This window comes from Ornithinimicrobium carbonis (assembly GCF_977012275.1).
This window is the reverse complement of sequence record NZ_OZ348993.1, coordinates 2,494,997-2,516,457: the sequence shown is the minus strand read 5'-3', so window position 1 is coordinate 2,516,457 and position 21,461 is coordinate 2,494,997. Positions and strand designations below refer to the sequence as shown.

Below are 21,461 nucleotides of genomic sequence, written 5' to 3'. Positions count from 1 at the left end.
CGGGGCAACCTCTTCAGGCTAGTCTCTCCGACGCTCTGCGGTCAAGTCCGCGTCGCGGTCGAGGACCGCGCGGTCGGAGAGGATGCCGACCCGGGACCGGCCACCTGTCTGGTGTCCGTGCCTCCCTGTCGGTGCGGCGAGAGACAACTTTAGGGCGCTCCTCGGGGGAACACAAATCTGCAGGTCAGCGCCCTGTCGGCGGTGTCGGGGTCCCGTCGGTCGCGCTTGTGAGCTCCTCGGCCGTGATGCCGCCCTGCCCCGAGCCGGCGCGGACGGTGCGCCGTGCCGCCGCGAGGCTCTTGCGTCCGCGACGCAGCAGCGCCACCTGGCCGTGCAGGAAGTCGGTCTCGGACAGGAGGCGCTCTGCGTCGGCCACCTTGGCGTTGTTCAGGCTCACCCCTCCCTCGGCCACGAGCCGGCGCGCCGCTCCCCGGCTGTCGGCCAGTCCGGTCAGCACCAGCGCCTCCACGACGCTGCTCCCGACGGGCACCTCGGCCCCCGGCAGCTCGGCGGTGGCGTCCCGCACGGTGTCCGGGTCGAGCGCCGACGGCTCCCCCCTGCCGAAGAGCACCTGGCTGGCCGCCTCGACCTGGGCCGTCGCCGCCGCCCCGTGGACCAGGGTGGTGACGTCGGCAGCCAGGGCGCGCTGGGCCTCGCGCAGGTGGGGACGCTCCGCGGCAGCGGACTCCAGATCGGCGATCCCGGACTCGTCGCGGTCGGTGAACACCCGCAGCAGCTTGCCCACCTGGCTGTCCGCCACGTTGATCCAGTACTGGTAGAACGCGTAGGGACTCGTCATGTCGGCGGCCAGCCAGACCGCGTTGCCGGCGGACTTGCCGTACTTCTCCCCGTTCTCGTCGGTGACGAGCGGCGTCGTCATCACGTGGGCCGTCGCGCCCTCCGCGCGGTGGATGAGGTCGACCCCGGCCGTCAGGTTGCCCCACTGGTCCTGCCCACCCGTCTGCAGGGTGCACCCGTGCTCCCGGTAGAGGTGCAGGAAGTCCAGCGCCTGGAGGAGCTGGTAGCTGAACTCCGTGTAGGAGATGCCCTCCTGGCTCTCCAGCCGGGCGGCGATCGCCTCCTTGCGGATCATCTGGTTGACGCGGAAGTGCTTGCCGACGTCGCGGAGGAAGTCGAGCGCGCTCAGCGGCGCGGTCCAGTCCAGGTTGTTGACCACGACCGCCGGGTTGGCCCCCTCGAAGTCCAGGAAGGGCTGCACCTGCTCCCGGATCCGCTCGACGTACTGGGCCGTCGTCTCCTTGGTCTTCAGCACCCGCTCCGAGGTGGGCCTCGGGTCGCCGATGAGTCCGGTGGATCCACCCACCAGGCACAGGACCCGGTGCCCCGCGCGCTGCAGGTGCCGCAGCACGATCAGCTGCACCAGGTTGCCGAAGTGCAGGCTGGGGGCCGTGGGGTCGAACCCGCAGTAGACCGTGAGGGTGTCGTCGAGCGCCTCGCGGAGGGAGGCCTCGTCGGTGGACTGTGCCACCAGACCTCGCCACTGCAGCTCGTCGAGGATGTTGGTCACGCTCGCTGGTCCTTCCGGGGGGGCGGGTCCTGGGAGGTCGTCGCGGTGCCCCAGGACAGGGTGCGGTGCGCGCCCAGCCTACGTCCGCGACCGTCCGGTCCCGGTCCCTCGGGCGCGTCCCCGGGTCGCCCCCGGTCGGTAGGCCGACACCGTCGGGTCCCCGTCGAGCCAGAAGCGCCACGGGTGGAGCCGCGCGTCACCACCCTCCCCGGAGACCCCCACCCGCGGTCCCTGCCGCACGGGGCCTACCCCTCCGGTCGCGATCCGCAGCTGGACGGGGCTCGAGGCGTCGAAGAGGTCGAGGCCGTCGTGCTCCCGGGCCAGTCCGAGGGCGGACGCCAGGCGCGCCGGACCGCGGGCGAGGTCGCGGACGGGGTGCGGCCTGGCGCGGCCCGCGTCCCGCCGACCGCGGGCGGAGGAGATGCCCCGCACGACCTCGCCGGCCCGCAGGAGCACCGCGCTCGCCTCACCGTCCGGGCCGCAGACCACGTTGCAGCACCAGTGCATCCCGTAGGAGAAGTAGACGTAGAGGTGCCCCGGGGGACCGAACATGACCTCGGTCCGCGGCGTCGGTCCTCGGAACGCGTGCGAACCCGGGTCGCGGGTGCCTGCGTAGGCCTCCACCTCGGTGAGCCTGACGGTCACCCCGCCGGCCGTGACATGGGCGCCGAGCAGCGACGGTGCCACCTCGAGGACGGGACGCGCCAACCAGTCGCGGTCGGGCTCCACCATCACCGGAGCGGCCGGCCGCGCGTGCGCGGCCCGGTCGCGGGCGCCCTCAGTCACGCACCCGCGGGAGGTCCTGGACCCAGTGACGGTGCCGGGCGACCTGCTTGAGCAGGTGGGCGTGCTGCTCGCTGACCCTGGCCGGCGCGGTGCCGCCGTGGGCGTTGCGCGAGGCCAGCGAACCGTGGACGGTCAGCACCTCGCGCACCCGCGGGTCGAGGTGCGGGCTGATGGCGGCGAGGTCCTCGTCGGTGAGCTCGTCCAGACCGATGCCCCGCCCCTCGCAGACGCGGACGCACTCCCCCGCGACCTCGTGGGCGACGCGGAAGGGGACGCCCTGGCGCACCAGCCACTCGGCGACGTCGGTGGCGAGCGAGAACCCCCGGGGGGCGAGCTCCTCGAGCCGCTCCCGGTGGAAGGTCAGGGTGGCCAGCATCCCGGCCACCGCGGGCAGGAGGACCTCGAGGGTGTCGATCGCGTCGAACACCGGCTCCTTGTCCTCCTGCAGGTCGCGGTTGTAGGCGAGCGGTAGTCCCTTGAGGGTGGCCATCAGGCCGGCGAGGTCCCCGATGAGACGGCCGGCCTTGCCCCGGGCGAGCTCGGCGACGTCCGGGTTCTTCTTCTGGGGCATGATGCTGGACCCGGTGGAGAAGGAGTCGTCGAGGGTGACGAAACCGAACTCGGCCGTCGCCCAGAGGATGACCTCCTCGGCGATGCGGGACAGGTCCACCGCGACCATGGCGGCGACGAAGGAGAACTCGGCGGCGAAGTCCCTGGAGGCGGTCCCGTCGATGGAGTTCTCGCTCGACCTGTCCATCCCGAGGTCGTGCGCGATCGACCCCGGGTCCAGTCCGAGGGAGGACCCGGCGAGCGCGCCTGAACCGTAGGGGGACACCGCGGCCCGGGCGTCCCAGTCCGTCCAGCGCTCGACGTCCCGGACCAGCGGCCAGGCGTGCGCCTGCAGGTGGTGGGCCAGCAGCACGGGCTGCGCGTGCTGCAGGTGCGTCCGTCCGGGCATCGCCGTGGCCGGGTGGGCCGCCGCCTGGTCCAGGAGGGCCTGCACGACGTCGAGCACCTTGCCGGACAGAAGCCGCGCCTGGTCGCGCAGGTACATCCGGAACTGGGTGGCGACCTGGTCGTTGCGGGACCGGCCCGCCCGCAGCCGGCCGCCCACGTCGGGACCGACCCGCTCGATCAGCCCACGCTCCAGGGCGGTGTGCACGTCCTCGTCGTCGGGGGCCGGGGTGAAGGCCCCGGTCCGCACGTCCTCACCGAGCTGGCGCAGGCCGTCGAGCATGGCCGCCAGGTGCTCGTCCGAGAGCAGACCGGCCCGGTGCAGCACCCGCGCGTGGGCGCGCGAACCGGCGAGGTCGTACGGCGCCAGGCGCCAGTCGAAGTGCGTGCTCTTGCTGAGCGCCGCCAGGGCGTCGCTGGGGCCGCCGGTGAAGCGGCCTCCCCACAGGCTTACCGTCATGGGCCCAGTCTCCCCCATCGCCGGGGGTGCGACCCCGCACCGGGGCGCCCGGCGCTCATCCCTGGCCCTGGTCCCCGACGTCGGCGATGGAGAGCAGCCGCTCGGCGGTTCCCGGTCCGCCGTCCGGCGCCGTCGTGATGACCAGGATGGTGTCGTCCCCCGCGATGGTGCCGAGGACGTCCGGGTCGTCGCTGCGGTCGATCGCCGCGGCGAGGAACTGGGCGGCGCCGGGCGGGGTGCGCAGGACCACCTGGTTGCCGACGGCACGGGCGCTGACCAGCAGCTCCTGCAGGAGCCGCACCAGCCGGGCGGACACCTCCTGCGCGTCCTGGGCGGGTCGTGGCGTGGTGTCCCCGCCCTCACCGGGGACCGCGTACACCAGCTGGCGTCCCCGGCGCACCTTGACCGCCCCCAGGTCGACGAGGTCGCGCGACAGGGTCGCCTGGGTGACGTGGATGGCGTCCTCGGCGAGGAGGTCGAGCAGCTGGCCCTGCGACCCCACCGCGTGGCGCTCGAGCAGGTCGGCGATCCGCTGGTGCCGCGCCGCCCGCGTCATCGGAATGCTGGTCACGGCGTGACTATACAAGAGCATGCATGAGTATGCGGTCGTGCCCGGGTGCACGCGCCGCCCCGCCCCCGAGGTGCCCCTCGCGACGGGCGCGCGCCGTGCACGTCAGCCCCGCAGCGGGTCGTCCTGGCCCCAGGGCCGCAGACGGAGCATCCGCTCCCCCTCGCCGAGGCCTGCGCGTGAGCGTTCCCGCAGGACGTCGAGATCGTCGGTGCCCGCCCGGACGAACCGGCCGCTGAAGCCGTCCAGCTCGCCGCCGGCCAGGGCCAGGACCAGCGCCGTGACGTCGTCGGGGTCGGTCCACTCGGTGCGGTCCCGGTGCATCTGCATCGAGTGCGTCATGTCGGACTCGATCACGCCGGGGGCCAGGTCGAAGGCGAGCACCCCGTGCTCGGCGCCGGCCATGGCGACCCCGCCCGTGAGCCGGGCGAGGGCGGACTTGGAGGCGTGGTAGGCCGTGAGCACGTCGCTCTCCCGCGTGCCGGACCCGGAGTTGAGGTTGATGACCCGACCGCCGCCGGCCGCCAGCATGTGCGGCACGACGGCGCGCATGAGCAGGAAGGGGCCCTTGACGTTGGTCACCATGACCTGCCACCACTCGTCCACGTCGGCGTCCCAGAGCGGCTGCTCGGTCTCGATCAGACCGGCGTTGTTGACGAGCAGGTCGATCCGCCCGTGCCGGTCGAGGACCTGCGCGACGGCCGCCTCCACGGCCCGGGCGTCCGTGACGTCGCACGCCAGCCCCTCGGCCCCCGGGGCGACCGTGCCCGAGCGGGACAGGCCCACGACCGTCCACCCGGCCCCGAGCAGGGCGTCGACGACGTGGGCCCCGATGCCGCGCGAGGCACCGGTGACGAGGGCGGTCCGGTCGGTGGCTGCGTCGGCGTCCATGGTGCCCAGGGTGCCACGCCCCGCCGGTCAGCGCTGGACGGCGCCGTGGTCCTCGGCGGCGCGGGCCACGGCGGCGTCGCGCGCCGCGTTGACCTCCTCGGTGGTCAGGGTCCGGTCCGGGGCGCGGAAGTGCATCCGGAAGGCCAGGGAGTGCTGGTCCGGCCCGATCTGGTCGCCGACGTAGACGTCGAAGAGCTCGAGCGACTCCAGCAGCGGGCCCGCCCCGAGCCGGAGCGACCCGGCCACGTCCGCGTAGCGCGCGGCGCGGCCGACGACGAGCGCCACGTCGGAGGACGCCATCGGCTGGGTGGACAGCGGACGCACCTGGGTGCGGTGGTCGCTGGCCGTGACGAGCACGTCCAGGTCCAGCTCCGCCGCGGCCGTCCTCGGTGGGAGCCCCAGCCGCTGGAGCACCTGGGGGTGCAGCTCCCCCGCCCACCCGACCGTGGTTCCGTCCTGGAGGGCCAGCTCGACACACCGTCCCGGATGGAAGGGAGGCCGTCCGGCAGGGCGTCGCACCACCGGCACACCGAGAGCGTCGCAGACCGTGTGGGCCCAGGCGACCACGTCGGTGACGTCGAGCGGACGGCCCGCCCCCCACCACCCGGAGCGCTCGGCCTGCCCTGAGGCGATGAGCGCCACGTGCCAGGGCTGAGTGGGCACGGCGGCCCGGATCTGCTGCAGCACACCGTCATCCGGTCGAACGCCGACACCGGGGACCGGTGCCGCGGCCGCGCCGTCCGGCAGGGTCACCGTGTCGATCTCGAAGAGCGCCACGTCCTTCGCGCCGCGGGAGAGGTTGCGGCGCAGGATGTCCGGGAGCGTCTGCAGGAGCTCGGTCCGCATCAGGGGCGACTCGTCCGAGAGGGGGTTGGCCAGCCTCAGCGCCCGACGCCGCGGGTCGCTCTCCGTCAGCGCCAGCTCGTCGAGGCGCTGCTCGCCCACGAAGGGGTAGGTGAGCACCTCGTGAAGTCCCTGGCCCGCCAGGGCGGCCGCCACGGTCCGGCGGGACCGCTGGCCGTGCGTGAGCCCGCGGCCACCGACGGCCCGGGGGACGACCGAGGGGATCCGGTCGTACCCGTCGATCCGGGCGACCTCCTCGACGAGCGTCGGGGCGTCGGTCAGGTCCGGCCGCCAGCTGGGCGGGGTGACGAGCACCCGGGCGGCGGACGGGGTCGCGGACGTCTCCGGGGACCCGGGGGCACCGCGGTCGTCGGACGCCTCTGCCGGCGCGTCCTCGAGCCGGCAGCCGATCATCCCCAGGATCTCGCGCACGCGCTCCTCGGGGTAGTCCACACCCACGTAGCGCGAGGGCAGGCCGAGGTCGAGGGGGATGACGGCCGGTCCCCCGGCACGGAGGTCCCGGTCGGTGATCGCCGGGTCGGCGGACCCGCCTCCGTGCTCGACCAGGAGGTCGACGGCCAGCTGGGCGGCGGCGTCGGCGACCGCCGGGTCCACCCCCCGCTCGAAGCGCTTGGCCGCCTCGCTCGACAGCCGGTGGCGGCGCGAGCTGCGGGCGACGGTCCGGGAGTCGAAGTGGGCGGACTCGATGAGCACGTCGGTGGTCGTGCCGGGGGTGATCTCGCCGTCCTCTCCGCCCATCACGCCCGCGAGGGCCAGGATCCGCTCCCCGTCCGACCCGCAGGTGATCAGCAGGTCCTCGGGGTCCAGGGGCCGGTCGACGTCGTCGAGGGTCCGCAGCCGCTCCCCCGCCCGCGCCCGGCGGACCAGGATCGGGCTGTCGAGCGTCTGCAGGTCGAAGGCGTGCAGCGGCTGCCCCAGCGCCAGCATCACGTAGTTGGTCACGTCCACGGCCAGGCCGATCGGGCGCATCCCGGCCTCGGTGAGGCGGCGGGCCATCCACTCCGGGGTCTGCCGGGTCAGGTCGATGCCGCGCACGGTCCGGGCCACGTACCGGTCGCAGCCGGGCACCCCGTCCAGCGGGTCCTGGTCGGCCAGCTCCACGGCATACCCCGCGTCGGTGGCCGGGTCGACGGGCAGGTCCGCGGGGTCGACGAAGGCGGCCCCCGTGGAGTGGGAGTACTCCCGGGCGACGCCGCGGACGGAGAAGCAGTAGCCGCGGTCGGGCGTGACGTTGACCTCGACGACCTCGCGGTCCAGGCCGAGGACGCCCACCAGGTCGTCGCCCGGCGCCAGGCCCAGCTCATCGACCCGGTCCTGCCCCAGGAGGCGTGGCAGCACGATGATCCCGTCGTGGTCGTCCCCGATCCCCAGCTCGCGGACCGAGCAGATCATGCCGGCCGAGACGTGGCCGTAGGTCTTGCGCGCGGCGATGGTCTGCGGACCCTGGGGCGTTGGGAGGACACCACCGGGCAGGATCACCGCGACGAGGTCGCCGGGCTCGAAGTTGTGCGCACCGCAGACGATCCCCTGCGGCTCGCCGCTGCCGTTGGCGTCCCCAACGTCGACCTGGCACCAGTTGATCGTCCTGCCGTTCTTCTGCGGCTCGGGGTGCTTCTCGAGCACCCTCCCGACGACGAGGGGGCCGCCCACCCCGCTGGTGTGCAGGCCCTCCTCCTCCAGCCCCACGGCCACGAGGTCGGCGGCGATCTGCGCACCGGTCACGCCCTGCGGCAGCTCGACGTACTCGCCCAGCCAGTCGACCGGAACCCGCATCAGATCTCCATCCCGAACTGCGCGTTGAAGCGCACGTCTCCCTCGATCAGTTCCCGCATGTCGGTGACGCCGTGCCGGAACATCGCCGTGCGCTCCACCCCCATGCCGAAGGCGAAGCCCTGGTATCGCTGCGGGTCCACGCCGCACGCCCGCAGGACGTTGTGGTTGACCATGCCGCAGCCGCCCCACTCGATCCAGCCCGTGCCGCCGCAGGTCCGGCACCCGGCGTCCTCCCCCCGGCAGACGAAGCAGCGGAAGTCCATCTCCGCGCTGGGCTCGGTGAACGGGAAGAAGGCGGGGCGCAGCCGCGAGACGATCCCGGGCCCGAACATCGCCTCGGCGAGGCGGTCCAGGGTGCCCTTCAGGTGCGCCATCGTCAGCCCCTCGTCGACCGCCAGGCCCTCCAGCTGGTGGAAGACCGGCGTGTGTGTGGCGTCCAGCTCGTCCGTGCGGAAGGTCTTGCCCGGGACCGCGACGTAGAGCGGCACACCGCGCTCGAGGAGGGACCGGGCCTGCACCGGCGAGGTGTGGGTCCGCAGCACCAGCCCCGCCTCGGCCGGGTCGACGAAGAAGGTGTCCTGCATCTGCCGCGCGGGGTGGTCCTTGTCGAAGTTGAGCGCGTCGAAGTTGAACCACTCCGCCTCGACCTGCGGGCCCTCGGCGATCTCCCACCCCATACCGACCATGGCATCGGCCATCCGCTCGGCGGTGACGGTGAGGACGTGCCGGCGACCCAGCGGCCGGCGGGCGGGCACCGCCGTGAGGTCGACGGCCTCCTCGACGAGGATCCGCTCGTCGCGCTCGGCCTCGAGCTGGGCCTGCCGCGCCGTCAGCGCGGCGCCGACCCGGCCGCGGGCCTGGCCCACCCGCTTGCCCGCGTCCGCCTTCGCGCTGGGGGGCAGGGCCCCGATCTCCCGGTTGGCCAGGGCCAGCGGAGAGCGCTCACCGGCGTGCGCGAGCCGCGCTGCCTTGAGCGCCTCCAGGGAGTCGGCGGCCGCGATCGCGGCGAGGGCGTCGGCGACGGCCTGCTCGACCGCCTCCGGGGCGAGCGCGGCGACCTCGACGGGGTCGTAGCTGGTGTTGGGTCCGGACACCTGCGCAAGTGTAGGCGGCGGCGGGACGGACCCGGACGAGCACCTAGGCTTCCGCCATGCCCCCCGTGACGACCTCGCTCCTGCACGCCGCCCGCGGCACGCTCATCGGCGCCGCCGAGGTGGTGCCGGGGATCAGCGGAGGCACCGTCATGCTCATCGTCGGCGTCTACGAACGGCTCGTCACCTCGGCCGGGCACTTCGTGGGCGGGCTGCGTCTGCTGCTCACGGACCGGGCCGCCGCCCGGGCCGAGCTGGCCCGGGTGCGCTGGGACGTCGTGCTCCCGGTGATCCTCGGCATGGTCCCCGCCGCGCTGCTCACGGCCGCGCTCGTCGCCCCCGTCGCCGAGCGGCACCCGGTGCCCACGCTCGGGCTGTTCCTGGGGATGAGCGCCGCCGCGGTGCTCGTGCCGGCCACGATGGTCGGCCGGGCGTGGACGGCCCCCAGGGTGGGGCTCGCCGTGCTGGCCGCCGTGGTGGCGGCCGTCCTCGTGGGGCTGCCGCCCCAGGAGCTGCCGGCCCACCCGGCCGTGATCTTCGCCGCCGCCGCGGTCGCCGTCTGCGCGCTCGCGCTCCCCGGGCTGTCGGGCTCCTTCCTGCTGCTGACGCTCGGTCTCTACCAACCCACGCTGGCCGCCCTCAACGACCGGGACTGGGGGTACCTGCTGGTCTTCGGGGCCGGGGCGGCCGTGGGCCTGGCGTCGTTCCTCCGCCTGCTGCAGCGGCTCCTGGAGCACCACCACGCGACGACGCTCGTCGTGCTCACGGGCGTGATCGTCGGAGCGCTGCGGGCGCTGTGGCCCTGGCAGGAGGAGGACCGCACCCCCCTCCCCCCCGACGGGCAGGTCGGCCTCACCGTCACCCTGGCGGTCGTGGGGGCCCTCGTGGTCATGGTCCTGGCCGTCCTCGGACGCCGTCGGGAGTAGGTCGGGGACCCGCCCGCGCTGGTCAGCCGGCGTGGGTCCGCGCCGACGAGGCGTGCAGGCAGACCGTCGCCGCCATCGCCAGGTTGAGGGACTCCGCCCGTCGGATCGGCACGGACACCACGTCGTCGCACCCGTCGAGCACCTCGGGCGGCAGGCCCCAGGCCTCGTTGCCCATCACCCACGCGTGCGGGCCGGTGAGGTCCACGTCCGGCAGCGGCGTCGGGCCCGACCCGTCGGCCGCGAGCAGCCGGATCCCCCTGGCCCGGCAGGCCTCCAGCAGCTCGCCCACGGGCGTCCCCACGCTCACGGGCAGGTGGAACAGCGAGCCGACCGTCGAGCGCACCACCTTGGGGTTGTAGACGTCGACGGAGGCCGCGCTGACGAGCACGGCCGAGGCCCCGAACGCGTCCGCCGCCCGCAGCACCGTCCCCGCGTTGCCGGGGTCGCGCACGTGGGCCAGGACGACGACGAACCCGGTCGTCCCGACGGCGTCCAGCGCCCGGTCGAGGGGGACGTCCACCCGCCCCGCGACCGCGAGCAGCCCCTGCGGGTGCTCGGTGCCCGCCATCACCCGGAGCACCTCCTCGGTGCACTCCTGCACGCGCACGCCGAGGGCCCTGGCCTCCTCGACCAGCGGGCCGTGCCGCTCCAGCGCCGCCGGGGTGACGTACAGGGCCTCCGCCGCCGACGCGGCATACCCGACCAGCTCCCGGACCGCCTGGGGTCCCTCGACGAGGAAACGGCCCTGCCGGTCCCGGGCAGCACGACGCCCCAGCGCCGCGACCTGCCTGACGCGCTCGCTGCGCGGGGTGCGCAGCGGCGGCGGCTCGGTCACGGGGCTGGGGCGGTCGGGTGCGTCGACGCTCAGGCGGCCGAGGTGGCCTTCTCGCCCTCGGCGGGGACGTTGGCCCGGGCCAGGTCGACGAGCGCCACGAAGGCGGCCTCGTCGTGCACGGCCAGCTCGGCCAGCATGCGGCGGTCGACCTCGATCCCGGCGGCCTTCAGGCCCTGGATGAACCGGTTGTAGGTCATGCCGTTCGCGCGGGCGCCGGCGTTGATCCGCTGGATCCACAGGCGACGGAAGTCGCCCTTGCGCTTGCGGCGGTCGTTGTACGAGTAGACCAGGGAGTGGGTGACCTGCTCCTTGGCCTTGCGGTAGAGCCTGCTGCGCTGGCCGCGGTAGCCGCTGGCGCGCTCCAGGACGACCCGACGCTTCTTGTGGGCGTTGACAGCCCGCTTCACGCGTGCCACGTGATGTCTCCTTGCTAGTGCTGGGGTGGGAAGGTGCTGCGGCTCAGAGGCCGAGCATCTTCTTCACCTTGCGGACGTCGGACGGGGCGACCAGCTTGTCGTTCACGAGACGACGGGCGGCCGAGGAGCTGCGCTCCTGGAACTTGTGGACGTGGCGGGCCCGCTGGTGCATGACCTTGCCCGTCCCGGTCACCCGGAAGCGCTTCTTGGCGCCGCTGTGGGTCTTCATCTTCGGCATGGGCCGATCTCCTTCGTGCGTGGTTCCCCGCGGGCTGCCGCGGGCGTGGTGGTGCGCAGGTGGGGGCGCCGCAGCGCCGTCAGACCTGCTCGGTCTGGGTGGACGGGACGTCGGTCCCGGGGGTGGCTCCGACGGTCTCGTCATCGGCCGGGGCCGCAGCCGTCCCGTCCTGGGTCGTCGCGGTGCCCTCACCGCCCTTGGTCCGCTCGGCCTCACGGCGCTTCTCCTGGCGCACGACCGTCTTCTTCTTGGTCGGACCCAGGACCATGACCATGTTGCGGCCGTCCTGTCGCGGGGCGCTCTCGACGAAACCGAGCTCGGCGACGTCCTCGGCCAGGCGCTGCAGGAGCCGGAAGCCCAGCTCGGGCCGGGACTGCTCGCGACCGCGGAACATGATCGTGACCTTGACCTTGTCGCCTCCCTTGAGGAAGCGGACGACGTGACCCTTCTTGGTGCCGTAGTCGTGGTCGTCGATCTTGGGCCGGAGCTTGATCTCCTTGATGACCGTGTTGACCTGGTTCTTGCGGGACTCCCGGGCCTTCATGGCGGTCTCGTACTTGTACTTGCCGAAGTCCATGAGCTTGGCGACCGGAGGACGGGCCTCCGGGGCCACCTCGACGAGGTCGAGATCTGCCTCGGCCGCCAGCCGCAGCGCGTCCTCGACGCGCACGATGCCGACCTGCTCCCCGTTCGGTCCCACCAGACGGACCTCGGGAACGCGGATCCGGTCGTTGATGCGAGGCTCGCTGATGTGCATGCTCCTTCGTCCGTTCGCGACGACCAGGCACCAGAAAGGCCTCCTGGCACCAGGTGCGCAAGAGGCCTGACACGGGTCCCACCCGGCCGTCGGTCGGCAGGAGGGGTATGCCGTGGGTTCGCCACGTCATACCCTGGCACCACTGCGGTGCCGGACCCGGACCCGGCGACCCTGAGGTCGACGCGGGTGGGGGCCGAGGCCCCTCTTGCACGTCGGACGCGCGGACGTCCGACTGGTCATTGATCATGCTAGCAGATCCACCCCGGGGCCCCGCGCGACGGGGCGACGCGCAGCCGCCCGTCCGCGCTCGGCCCGACCGCCGCGTTCCGACTGCCCTGCCCGCGCGGGGGCTCCACACTTGAACCGTTCAAGAAAACATGGTCCGATGGGGGTGTGCCGACCGCCCCCGTTGACCTGCTGCGCGCCGCCGGGCTGCGCGTCACCGGGCCCAGGGTGGCCGTGCTGGACGTGCTCGCCGATCACCCGCACGCCGACGCCGCCCGGGTGCTCGAGCAGGTCCGGGCCCGCTCCACCGCCGGAGCGGCGGGCGTCTCGGTGCAGGGGGTCTACGACGTCCTGTCCACCCTCGACGGGGCCGGCCTGCTCCGCCGCATCCAGCCGGCCCACTCGGTGGCCCGCTACGAGATCGACGGCGGGGACAACCACCACCACGTCGTCTGCCGCGGCTGCGGCCACCTGCACGACGTGCCCTGTTCCACCGGCTCGGTGCCCTGCCTGGACCCCACCGCACCCCAGGCCCTCGGGTTCCTCGTCGACGAGGCCGAGGTCATCTACTGGGGGCTCTGTCCGGACTGCCGCACCGACGACGTCGGCGCCGCCGGTGCACCACCGGCGACCACCCGAACCACCACGCCCATCCACCACGCGAAGGAGAACGCATGAGCCAGACCCAGCACGGGTTCGTCAACCAGCTGCATTCCGAGGAGCACCCCCGCACCACGGGGTCCACCACCACGGCGGGCGTGCCCTCGGGCTCGGACCGCAACTCCCTGTCCGTCGGCGCCGACGGGCCGCTGCTCCTGCACGACGTGAGCCTCATCGAGACCCTGGCCCACTTCGACCGGGAGAAGGTTCCGGAGCGCCTGCCCCACGCGAAGGGCTCGGGCGCCTTCGGCCGGTTCGTCGTCACCGAGGACGTCTCCCGCTGGACCAGCGCAGCCGGCTTCCAGAAGGGTGCGGAGTCCGAGGCCCTCGTGCGCTTCTCCACCGTCGCCGGTGAGCAGGGGTCTCCGGACACCTGGCGGGACGTGCGCGGCTTCGCGGTGCGGCTCTACACGAGCGAGGGCAACCACGACGTGGTCGGCAACAACACGCCGGTCTTCTTCGTGCGCGACCCCATGAAGTTCCCGCACTTCATCCGCAGCCAGCGGCGCCTGCCCGACAGCGGCCTGCGCTCGAACAACATGCAGTGGGACTTCTGGACCTCGACGCCGGAGTCGGCCCACCAGGTCACCTACCTCATGGGCGACCGTGGTCTGCCGAAGACCTGGCGGCACATGAACGGCTACTCCTCGCACACCTACATGTGGGTCAACGCCCAGGGTGAGCGCTTCTTCGTCAAGTACCACTGGCACAGCCACCAGGGTGTGGAGAACCTCACCAACGAGGAGGCCGGTCAGCTCGCGGGCGAGGACGCCGACTTCCACCGGCGCGACCTCTTCGACGCGATCGAGGCGGGCGACCTCCCCTCCTGGACGCTGTCGATGCAGATCATGCCGTACGAGGAGGCCAAGACCTACCGGATCAACCCGTTCGACCTCACCAAGGTGTGGCCGCACGCGGACTACCCGCTGGTCAAGGTCGGCACCCTGACCCTGGACCGCAACCCGGTGAACTTCCACGCCCAGATCGAGCAGGCGGCGTTCTCCCCGTCCAACCAGGTGCCCGGCACCGGGGTCTCCCCCGACAAGATGCTGCTGGCCCGCGTGTTCTCCTACCCGGACGCCCAGCGGCACCGGATCGGTGCGAACTTCCAGCACCTGCCGGTCAACCAGCCGAAGGTGCAGACGAACGCCTACCAGTTCGACGGTCCGATGGCGTTCCTGCACTCGGGCAACCAGCCCACCTACGCGCCCAACTCCTACGACCGTCCGTGGTCGGACGAGACCGGCCCGGTCGAGAACGGCTGGGAGGCCGACGGCGAGCTCGTGCGGCAGGCCTACACGCTGCGCGAGGACGACGACGACTTCACCCAGCCGGGGATCCTCGTGCGCGAGGTGTACAGCGAGGAGCAGCGCGGTCGGCTCGTGGAGACCGTCGTCGGCTCGCTGATGCCCGACGACGTGCGCGAGCCCGTGCTCTCCCGCGTCTTCGAGTACTGGCGCAACGTGGACGAGGGCATCGGTCGCCGCGTCGAGGAGGCCTACCGGGCCGCCAAGGGCGACCAGGTCCCGGGCGCCGGTCCCAAGGACGCGGACACCGGCAGCCCGGACGCCGAGGGTGTGCGGCCCGAGGTCGCGGCCTCGGCCCAGCCGGGCCACGCCGCCCACAGCTGATCGTCGGACCGGTCCGGACGGGCGCGTCGCTCCTGCGGGGGTGGCGCGCCCGTCGTCGGTCCGGGCCGCAGCCGGGCCTCAGGCGCCCCGCAGCCGGAAGGTCACCGCGTCGATGCGCGCACGCGTCTCGCCGTCGGCGGCGATCCGTTCCCCCACCGACGTGACCAGCCGGCGGACCTCGTCCTGGGTCAGCCCTGGCACGAGCGTCAGCCCGACCTGGAGCGCGAGGTCCGGGCCGGCGGCGCAGTCGTGGGAGACGACCGCCTCCTCCCCGGCCACCGCCGCGGCGACAGCGGCCCGCACCTGGTCGTCCTCGTGCGCCGGGACCCACGGACGACCCGTCGCGAGGGCCCACACCATGGACGGCCGGAGCAGGTATGCCGCCGTGCCCGGCGGCGCGGGCAGGTCCAGCGGGATGACCGAGCACCCCTCCTGGACGGCGGCGAGCGCGGCGCGCTGGGCAGTCACCGGCACCGGGCGGGCGTCGGCGTTCCAGGCGGCCAGGGCCGCCGTGGAGGTGAAGGCCGGCAGGGCGCGCGCCCCGTCGGGGGCCACCAGCGTCACCGAGGCCATGTCGCTGGAGACGTCCACGGGCACGCCCGAACTGTCGTCCACCTCGCCCGGCACGGCCACCACGGGCACCACGAGCCGCGCCGTGGCCACGGCGGCGACGAGCTCGGCCGGGTCGACCCCGGCGTCCGCACCCCCGGACGCCGCCCGGCCGTGGGCCGCGAGGAGTGCCGCGAGCGTCTCGTCCGCCGCACCGGTGTCCCCCTCGAACCCGGTGCCGGTGAGGGTCCGCCCCGTCCAGGGGACCCCTGCGCTGTCGTGCCCGGCCCGCGGGTCGTGGGCGCTGAAGCGGTGGGTCATGCGACGGCCTCCTTGGCCTGCGAGAGGGTGAAGGCGCCGTGGTACAGGGCGGCGCCCAGGACCGCGCCGGACGCCCCGGCCGCCCGCAGGGCCCGGAGGTCGTCGAGCTCCGCGATCCCGCCCGAGGACACCACGGGCACGCGCGTCCCCAGCCGTGCCACGACGCGGGCGAGCAGGCCGACGTCCGCACCGCTTCGGCGGCCGTCGCGGCCCGCGTCGGCGAGCACGACCGCGCCGGCGGTCGTCGGGGTGAGCAGCTCCACGAGCAGGTCGAGGACCCCCACGAGGGGGCCGAGGTCGACGCCCGAGCCCCGCGCGACCACCCGGTCCCCGAGCACGTCCACCCCGACGGCGATCCGCGGGCCCTCGGCCGCGAGCAGCCGACCCACCGCGACCGGGTCCTGCAGCGCCGTGGTCGCGAGGTTGACGCGCCACGCCCCGGTCGCCAGGGCCTGCGAGACCGCCGCGCCGTCGTCCAACCCTCCGGAGAGCTGGACCGGGACCGGCAGAGCCTGCACCAGGCCGGCGAGGAAGGCCGGGTCCGGGCTCCTCCCGAACGCGCGGTCCAGGTCGACCAGGTGGATCCGTTCGGCGCCCTCCTCGATCCAGTGCCGGGCCACCTCGAGCGGATCGGCGGGCCCGGGACCGACGACCTGCACGGCCCGCCGTCCGGCCACGTCCACGGCCGGCAGGAGCTCGAACGAGCTCATCGGCGGACCCGCCCCGCCGCCTTCCCCTCGGGGAGTCCCACCGGCACCCTCGCCCGCGGGCGGCCGCTCATTCGAGCACCCCCAGCTCGCGCCGCAGCCTGACGGAGTCGGCGACGGCGTCCTCGAACCACGTCACCTGACGGCCGGAGGGTTCGTGCCGGGCCGCCCCCGGCAGGTCCTCGGCCCGGGCGGGATCCTGCAGCAGCCGGGGTCCGGGAAGGCCGAGCGTGGCCATCACCGCCTGCAGCATGGTCACCGGGCGTGGTCTCGTCTCGTGGAGCAGGTCGACGAGCTCCTCCCTGCTGCGGGCCGGGCAACCGGCGGCCCGGACGATCTCCCCCGGGCCGGCAAGGTCCAGACCCGGCGGGCGGACCAGACCCACCTCCGGCTCCCAGACCACCCAGCCCGGCCCCCGGCGTCGACCGGCCGTGTGCAGGGTGACCACCGCCCGCCCGCCGACCTCGAAGAACCCGAGGGCCGGACCGGTCCGGCCCGGCACGGGGCGCCCGGCCAGCAGGAGGGCGCCGTCGTCGTAGGGCGGGCCGGTGCGGGTGCCTCCCACGGCGACGACCAGGCTCCACCGGCCGGCCGGTGCCCACACCAGCGGGACCACGGACCGTCCGACCCAGTCCGCCACCCGCTCACGCGGGCCGCCCAGCAGCAGGAGCGCGGTCGGCAGCGTCGCCGACGCCGACGCCGACGTCCGGTCGTCCGAGGGACGGGTGCTGGGGGTGGTCACCCGGACATCCTACGAACGCCCCCGGCCACCGGACGGACCGCCGTCGTGACCGCCCCGGCCCCGGCTCGGACGGGGGAAGCGCGAGGCCGAGCGCGGTGGGCCCCCGGGCGCCCGGTCGAAGCCGGCCGCCCGACCCGGGCGGGACCGCTGGGCCCCCGGTGTCGACACCGGGCTGCGCCCCCCGGGCGAGGGTGGCGCGTCGCCGTAGAAGAGACGGTCGACGACCTGCCGGGCGTGCCGGGCCGTGCGCCGCCACTCCTCGGCCAGCTCCGACCCGTGGCCGGGGGAGCGTCCCATCACCCGGGCCATCCCCTCGGCGTCACGCAGGGCGCTGGGGACCGAGTCGACGGCCCGCCCCCGCCACATCACCCCGGCGTCGCGCAGCTGGGAGGCCAGCGTCCACGCGCGGGCCAGCGTCGCCTGGTCCTCGGCCGACAGCAGGTCGGCCTCCACCGCCGCCTCGAGCGCAGCCAGGGTGCTGGTCGTGCGCAGCCCCGCGTGCTCGTGGGCGTGCTGCAGCTGCAGGAGCTGGGCCACCCACTCCACGTCGGAGAGGCCGCCGCGTCCGAGCTTGAGGTGGGCCCGGGGGTCCGCCCCCCGGGGCAGCCGCTCGGCCTCCATCCGCGCCTTCAGCCGGCGGATCTCGCGCACGGCCTCCGGGGTGATCCCGCCGCGCGGCCAGCGCAGTGGTTCGACGAGCTCGGTGAAGGCCCGCCCCAGGTCCTCGTCGCCGGCGACCGGCCGGGCGCGCAGCAGCGCCTGCGACTCCCAGCCGGCGGACCAGCGGGCGTAGTAGGTGGCGTAGCTCTCCAGCGTCCGCACCAGCGGCCCGGACCGTCCCTCCGGGCGCAGGTCGGCGTCCAGCTCCAGCGCCGGGTCCGGTCCGGCCCGTCCGGACAGGCCGGACCTCAGCTCGGCCACGACGTCGCCGGCCTGCCGGGTGGCCAGCTCGGGGTCGGCCCCCGGGTGCGGGCGGTGCACGTAGAGCACGTCCGCGTCGCTGGCGTAGCCCAGCTCGCGCCCGCCCAGCCGGCCCATGCCGACGACCAGCAGGTCGGTGACGAGCCCGCCGTCGCGCTCCTCCACGACGCGGGAGGCCACCTGGAGGGCGCCCCGGAGCGTCGCGTCGGTCACGTCGGTCAGGGCGCGCCGGACCTGCTCACCGGACCACCCGCCCACGAGGTCGCCCAGCACGGTGCGGACCAGCTCGCGGGCCCGTACCGTCCGGACGGCCACGAAGGCTTCGCCCGGGTCCGCCCGACGGGTGGCCGCGGCGGACATGCGGGCGAGCAGGGCCTCCTGCTCGGGGACGACGAGGGCGCCGGGGTCGCCGAGCAGCGCGACGGTCTCCGGCGCCCTCAGCAGCAGGTCGACGGCATACCGGCTGGTGGACAGGACCCTCGCGAGCCGTTCGGCGGCCGTCCCCTCGTCCCGCAGCATGCCCAGGTACCAGTGCGTGGTGCCCAGCGCGTCGCTGATCCGCCGGAAGGCCAGCAGGCCCGCGTCGGGGTCGGCCCCGTCCGCGAACCAGGCCAGCATCACCGGCAGCAGGTGGCGCTGGATGGTGGCCCGCCGGCTCAGACCCTCGGTCAGCGTCCCCAGGTGGCGCATGGCACCCTCGGGGTCGCGGAAGCCCAGGGCGGACAGGCGCTCCCGCGCGGCCTCCGGCGAGAGCCGCACCTCGTCGGTGGTCAGCCGGGCCACGGCCCCCAGCAGCGGCCGGTAGAAGAGCCGTTCGTGCAGCCGCCGCACGTCGCGCTGCACGGCGCGCCACCGCTGCACCACCGCGCGGTCTGCCTCGCCCCGCTCCCCCAGCGACCTGCCCAGCCGGCGCAGCTCGACCTCCGAGGTCGGCATGACGTGCGTCCTGCGCATGCGGTGCAGCTGCAACCGGTGCTCCAAGGTGCGCAGCAGACGGTAGGCCTCGTCGAGGACCCGCGCGTCGTCGCGGCCCACGTACCCACCGTCCCGGAGGGCGGCCAGCGCATCCAGCGTGGTGCGCGAGCGGAGGGTCTCGTCGGTGCGGCCGTGGACCAGCTGCAGCAGCTGGACGCTGAACTCGATGTCGCGCAGACCGCCCGGGCCCAGCTTGAGCTCGCGGTCGGCCTCCCCCGACCGGACGTTGCGCTCGACCCGGCGGCGCATCGCCTGCACGTCGTCGACGAAGTTCTCCCGCCCGGCGGCCTCCCAGACGAGCGGACCGACGAGCTCGGCCCACCGCTCCGCGAGCTCCTGGTCCCCCGCGACGTGACGGGCCTTGAGCAGCGCCTGGAACTCCCAGGTCTTGGCCCAGCGCTGGTAGTACTCGCGGTGGGAGTGCAGCGAGCGCACGAGCGGGCCGTTCTTGCCCTCCGGGCGCAGCGCCGCGTCGACCGGCCACAGGGACCCCTCGGACGTGGACTGCCCGCAGACGCGCATCACCGCGCTGGCCAGCGCCGCCCCGACGGCCAGGGCCTGCTCCTCCGACGTCCCGTCCCGGGGGCCGACCAGGAAGATCACGTCCACGTCGCTGATGTAGTTCAGCTCGCACCCCCCCGTCTTGCCCATCGCCACGACGGCGAGGTCGCAGCAGGCCTCGTCCTCGGTCTCGTCCCGGGCCAGCACCAGCGCCCCCCTCAGGGCCGCGCCGGCCAGCTCCGCCAGCTCCGCCGCGACCACGGGGAGGAGGTCGACCGGGTCCTCGCTGGTGAGGTCCCGGGTCGCCACCCGCAGCAGCTGACGGCGGTAGGCCACGCGCAGCGCCTCGGCCCCCTCCCGGCCCGAGGTCCCCCTGACCGCGTCCTCCACCTGGGCCGGGTCGGGGTCCGCCCCCCCCACGACGTCCTCCAGGTGCTCGGGGTGGCGGACGAGGTGGTCGGCCAGCGCCCCGCTCCCCCCGAGCAGCGCGAGCAGCCGGCGGCGGGCGGTGCCTCCCCCACGCACCACGGGGAGCACCGCCCCGTCGGTGCGGGACCCGTCGGTCGCGGTGGTGCGCGGGTCCAGGAGCCGGACGAGCCCCAGGAGCGCGGCGTCCGGGTCGGCGACCCGGGACAGGTCCCCCAGGAGCGCGGGGACGTCCAGCTCCGCGCCCGCCCGTTCCACGACCTCGGCGAGGAGCCCGCCGGAGCGACGGGTGTCGGCGACCCCGGCACGGGCCAGCTCGGCCGCCGTCACCGGCCCGTCGTCCTCCCCCGGCGGACCACCACGACGCCGCACGGGTCCGGACCTCACAGGTGCAGCAGGTAGCGGTCGAGCTCGAAGCGGGTGACCTGGGAGCGGTACTCGCCCCACTCCTGCCACTTGTTCCGCAGGTAGAAGTCGAAGACCTGCTCGCCCAGGACCTCGGCGACCAGGTCCGACTCCTCCATCACGGCGACCGCCTCCCCCAGACTCTGCGGCAGCGGGTCGATCCCCAGGGCGCGCCGCTCGCTGTCGGTCAGCGCCCACACGTCGTCCTCGGCCTCGGGGGGCAGGTCGTAGCCCTCCTTGATGCCGCGCAGGCCCGAGGCGAGGATCACGGCATACGTCAGGTAGGGGTTGCAGGCGGCGTCGATCGAGCGGACCTCGATCCGGCGGGAGTGACCCTTGCCGATGGAGTACATGGGCACCCGGGCCAGCGCCGAGCGGTTGTTGTGCCCCCAGCACACGTAGGCGGGGGCCTCCCCGCCGCCCCAGAGGCGCTTGTAGGAGTTGACCCACTGGTTGGTCACCGCGCAGATCTCGCGGCTGTGCGCCAGCACCCCGGCCATGAACCGCCGTCCGGTCGTGGACAGCTCGTAGGAGGCTCCGGGCTCGTAGAACGCGTTGGTGTCCCCCTCGAACAACGACACGTGGGTGTGCATGCCCGAGCCCGGGTGCGGCGCCAGCGGCTTGGGCATGAACGTGGCGAACGCCTTCTCGTGGAGGGCGACCTCTCGCACGACCGTGCGGAAGGTCATGATGTTGTCCGCCATGGACAGGGCGTCGGCGTAGCGCAGATCGATCTCCTGCTGGCCGGGGCCGCCCTCGTGGTGGCTGAACTCGACCGAGATGCCCATCTGCTCCAGCATCTCGATCGCGCCGCGACGGAAGTCGTGGCCGTCCCCGCGGGCGACGTGGTCGAAGTAGCCGGCCTGGTCGACCGGGACCGGGCCGACCGAGGGGTCGTAGGGCTCCTTGAAGAGGTAGAACTCGATCTCCGGGTGGGTGTAGAAGGTGAAGCCCTCCTGCCCGGCGGCGTCCAGCGCCCGGCGCAGGATGTGCCGCGAGTCGGTGGCGGCCGGGCTCCCGTCCGGCATGTGGATGTCACAGAACATCCGGGCCGTCCGCTCCCGCCAGGGCAGGACCTGGAAGGTGTCGGCGTCCGGCTGGACCACCATGTCGGCCTCGTACACCCTCGTGAACCCCTCGATGACGCTGCCGTCGATCCCGATGCCCTCGGTGAAGGCCTGCTCGAGCTCGGCGGGGGCCACCGCCACCGACTTCAGGGTGCCGAGGATGTCGGTGAACCAGAGCCGGACGAACCGGATGTCCCGCTCCTCGATGGTGCGGAGGACGTACTCCTGCTGGCGGTTCATGACC

The 21,461-nt window shown here is 74.1% G+C and carries 19 protein-coding genes; 3 read left to right on the top strand and 16 right to left on the bottom strand.

Translation table 11 applies throughout. The features are described from left to right. Positions 1-184 precede the first annotated feature (184 nt). From tyrS to pheS, 7 genes are all read right to left on the bottom strand, one after another. Complete coding sequence (gene tyrS / locus ACWHYA_RS11580) at positions 185-1,528, bottom strand: tyrosine--tRNA ligase (protein WP_425944198.1); 1,344 nt, start codon at positions 1,526-1,528, stop codon at positions 185-187. 78 nt (positions 1,529-1,606) lie between these two features. Further along, entirely contained in the window at positions 1,607-2,260 is a 654-nt protein-coding gene (locus ACWHYA_RS11575; RefSeq protein WP_425944310.1) for a DNA-3-methyladenine glycosylase, read from the bottom strand. A gap of 46 nt (positions 2,261-2,306) precedes the next feature. Further along, positions 2,307-3,728, bottom strand: a complete 1,422-nt coding sequence (argH, locus tag ACWHYA_RS11570; protein ID WP_425944200.1) for an argininosuccinate lyase — start codon at positions 3,726-3,728, stop codon at positions 2,307-2,309. Positions 3,729-3,783: 55 nt separating this feature from the next. Then, positions 3,784-4,284 (bottom strand): arginine repressor, encoded by a 501-nt coding sequence (gene argR, locus ACWHYA_RS11565; RefSeq protein ID WP_425944312.1) that lies wholly within the window; start codon positions 4,282-4,284, stop codon positions 3,784-3,786. A gap of 117 nt (positions 4,285-4,401) precedes the next feature. Next, positions 4,402-5,187, bottom strand: coding sequence for an SDR family NAD(P)-dependent oxidoreductase (locus ACWHYA_RS11560; RefSeq protein WP_425944202.1), 786 nt, complete (start codon positions 5,185-5,187; stop codon positions 4,402-4,404). Between the two features lie 27 nt (positions 5,188-5,214). After that, entirely contained in the window at positions 5,215-7,824 is a 2,610-nt protein-coding gene (locus tag ACWHYA_RS11555; RefSeq protein ID WP_425944204.1) for a phenylalanine--tRNA ligase subunit beta, read from the bottom strand. Beyond that, on the bottom strand, positions 7,824-8,918 hold the full coding sequence (gene pheS / locus ACWHYA_RS11550) for a phenylalanine--tRNA ligase subunit alpha (RefSeq protein ID WP_425944206.1): 1,095 nt from the start codon (positions 8,916-8,918) through the stop codon (positions 7,824-7,826). Before pheS ends, ACWHYA_RS11555 begins: the two co-directional genes overlap by 1 nt. Positions 8,919-8,974: 56 nt before the next feature. Between pheS and ACWHYA_RS11545 the strand changes: the two genes are divergently transcribed. Then, positions 8,975-9,841: a DUF368 domain-containing protein gene (locus tag ACWHYA_RS11545; RefSeq protein ID WP_425944208.1), complete on the top strand. Its 867-nt coding sequence runs from the start codon at positions 8,975-8,977 to the stop codon at positions 9,839-9,841. Between the two features lie 22 nt (positions 9,842-9,863). Here the strand turns inward: ACWHYA_RS11545 and ACWHYA_RS11540 are convergent, their stop codons facing one another. The 4 genes from ACWHYA_RS11540 to infC form a co-directional block, all read right to left on the bottom strand. After that, positions 9,864-10,676 (bottom strand): TrmH family RNA methyltransferase, encoded by an 813-nt coding sequence (locus ACWHYA_RS11540; RefSeq protein ID WP_425944210.1) that lies wholly within the window; start codon positions 10,674-10,676, stop codon positions 9,864-9,866. 29 nt (positions 10,677-10,705) lie between these two features. Next, complete coding sequence (gene rplT / locus ACWHYA_RS11535) at positions 10,706-11,092, bottom strand: 50S ribosomal protein L20 (protein WP_425944212.1); 387 nt, start codon at positions 11,090-11,092, stop codon at positions 10,706-10,708. A gap of 43 nt (positions 11,093-11,135) precedes the next feature. Beyond that, positions 11,136-11,330, bottom strand: a complete 195-nt coding sequence (gene rpmI, locus ACWHYA_RS11530) for a 50S ribosomal protein L35 (protein WP_425944214.1) — start codon at positions 11,328-11,330, stop codon at positions 11,136-11,138. A 79-nt stretch (positions 11,331-11,409) separates the two neighbouring features. Further along, complete coding sequence (infC, locus tag ACWHYA_RS11525) at positions 11,410-12,087, bottom strand: translation initiation factor IF-3 (RefSeq protein ID WP_425944216.1); 678 nt, start codon at positions 12,085-12,087, stop codon at positions 11,410-11,412. 393 nt (positions 12,088-12,480) lie between these two features. Here infC and ACWHYA_RS11520 point away from each other — a divergent pair, with 393 nt between their 5' ends. After that, entirely contained in the window at positions 12,481-12,990 is a 510-nt protein-coding gene (locus ACWHYA_RS11520) for a Fur family transcriptional regulator (RefSeq protein WP_425944218.1), read from the top strand. Continuing rightward, positions 12,987-14,603: a catalase gene (locus ACWHYA_RS11515; RefSeq protein ID WP_425944220.1), complete on the top strand. Its 1,617-nt coding sequence runs from the start codon at positions 12,987-12,989 to the stop codon at positions 14,601-14,603. The genes ACWHYA_RS11520 and ACWHYA_RS11515 overlap by 4 nt, the downstream gene beginning before the upstream one ends. A gap of 78 nt (positions 14,604-14,681) precedes the next feature. On the opposite strand, the gene ACWHYA_RS11510 is transcribed toward ACWHYA_RS11515, so the two are convergent. From ACWHYA_RS11510 to ACWHYA_RS11490, 5 genes are all read right to left on the bottom strand, one after another. Further along, entirely contained in the window at positions 14,682-15,473 is a 792-nt protein-coding gene (locus ACWHYA_RS11510; protein WP_425944222.1) for an SseB family protein, read from the bottom strand. Then, entirely contained in the window at positions 15,470-16,183 is a 714-nt protein-coding gene (locus ACWHYA_RS11505; protein ID WP_425944224.1) for a HisA/HisF-related TIM barrel protein, read from the bottom strand. The genes ACWHYA_RS11510 and ACWHYA_RS11505 overlap by 4 nt, the downstream gene beginning before the upstream one ends. A gap of 67 nt (positions 16,184-16,250) precedes the next feature. Beyond that, positions 16,251-16,922 (bottom strand): hypothetical protein, encoded by a 672-nt coding sequence (locus tag ACWHYA_RS11500; RefSeq protein ID WP_425944226.1) that lies wholly within the window; start codon positions 16,920-16,922, stop codon positions 16,251-16,253. A gap of 9 nt (positions 16,923-16,931) precedes the next feature. Further along, positions 16,932-20,132 carry a bifunctional [glutamine synthetase] adenylyltransferase/[glutamine synthetase]-adenylyl-L-tyrosine phosphorylase gene (locus ACWHYA_RS11495; RefSeq protein ID WP_425944228.1) on the bottom strand — a complete coding sequence of 1,067 codons (3,201 nt, stop codon included), beginning with the start codon at positions 20,130-20,132 and terminating at the stop codon, positions 16,932-16,934. Then, positions 20,129-21,457, bottom strand: a complete 1,329-nt coding sequence (locus ACWHYA_RS11490) for a glutamine synthetase family protein (RefSeq protein WP_425944230.1) — start codon at positions 21,455-21,457, stop codon at positions 20,129-20,131. The genes ACWHYA_RS11495 and ACWHYA_RS11490 overlap by 4 nt, the downstream gene beginning before the upstream one ends. Positions 21,458-21,461: the final 4 nt, after the last annotated feature.

Coding starts and splice junctions, on each gene's coding strand:
- infC (WP_425944216.1), bottom strand. CDS start 12,087: ATGCACATCAGCGAGCCTCGCATCAACGACCGGATCCGCGTTCCCGAG.
- ACWHYA_RS11560 (WP_425944202.1), bottom strand. CDS start 5,187: ATGGACGCCGACGCAGCCACCGACCGGACCGCCCTCGTCACCGGTGCC.
- argH (WP_425944200.1), bottom strand. CDS start 3,728: ATGACGGTAAGCCTGTGGGGAGGCCGCTTCACCGGCGGCCCCAGCGAC.
- ACWHYA_RS11490 (WP_425944230.1), bottom strand. CDS start 21,457: ATGAACCGCCAGCAGGAGTACGTCCTCCGCACCATCGAGGAGCGGGAC.
- ACWHYA_RS11505 (WP_425944224.1), bottom strand. CDS start 16,183: ATGAGCTCGTTCGAGCTCCTGCCGGCCGTGGACGTGGCCGGACGGCGG.
- argR (WP_425944312.1), bottom strand. CDS start 4,284: ATGACGCGGGCGGCGCGGCACCAGCGGATCGCCGACCTGCTCGAGCGC.
- rpmI (WP_425944214.1), bottom strand. CDS start 11,330: ATGCCGAAGATGAAGACCCACAGCGGCGCCAAGAAGCGCTTCCGGGTG.
- ACWHYA_RS11575 (WP_425944310.1), bottom strand. CDS start 2,260: ATGGTGGAGCCCGACCGCGACTGGTTGGCGCGTCCCGTCCTCGAGGTG.
- ACWHYA_RS11510 (WP_425944222.1), bottom strand. CDS start 15,473: ATGACCCACCGCTTCAGCGCCCACGACCCGCGGGCCGGGCACGACAGC.
- ACWHYA_RS11515 (WP_425944220.1), top strand. CDS start 12,987: ATGAGCCAGACCCAGCACGGGTTCGTCAACCAGCTGCATTCCGAGGAG.
- ACWHYA_RS11555 (WP_425944204.1), bottom strand. CDS start 7,824: ATGCGGGTTCCGGTCGACTGGCTGGGCGAGTACGTCGAGCTGCCGCAG.
- ACWHYA_RS11545 (WP_425944208.1), top strand. CDS start 8,975: ATGCCCCCCGTGACGACCTCGCTCCTGCACGCCGCCCGCGGCACGCTC.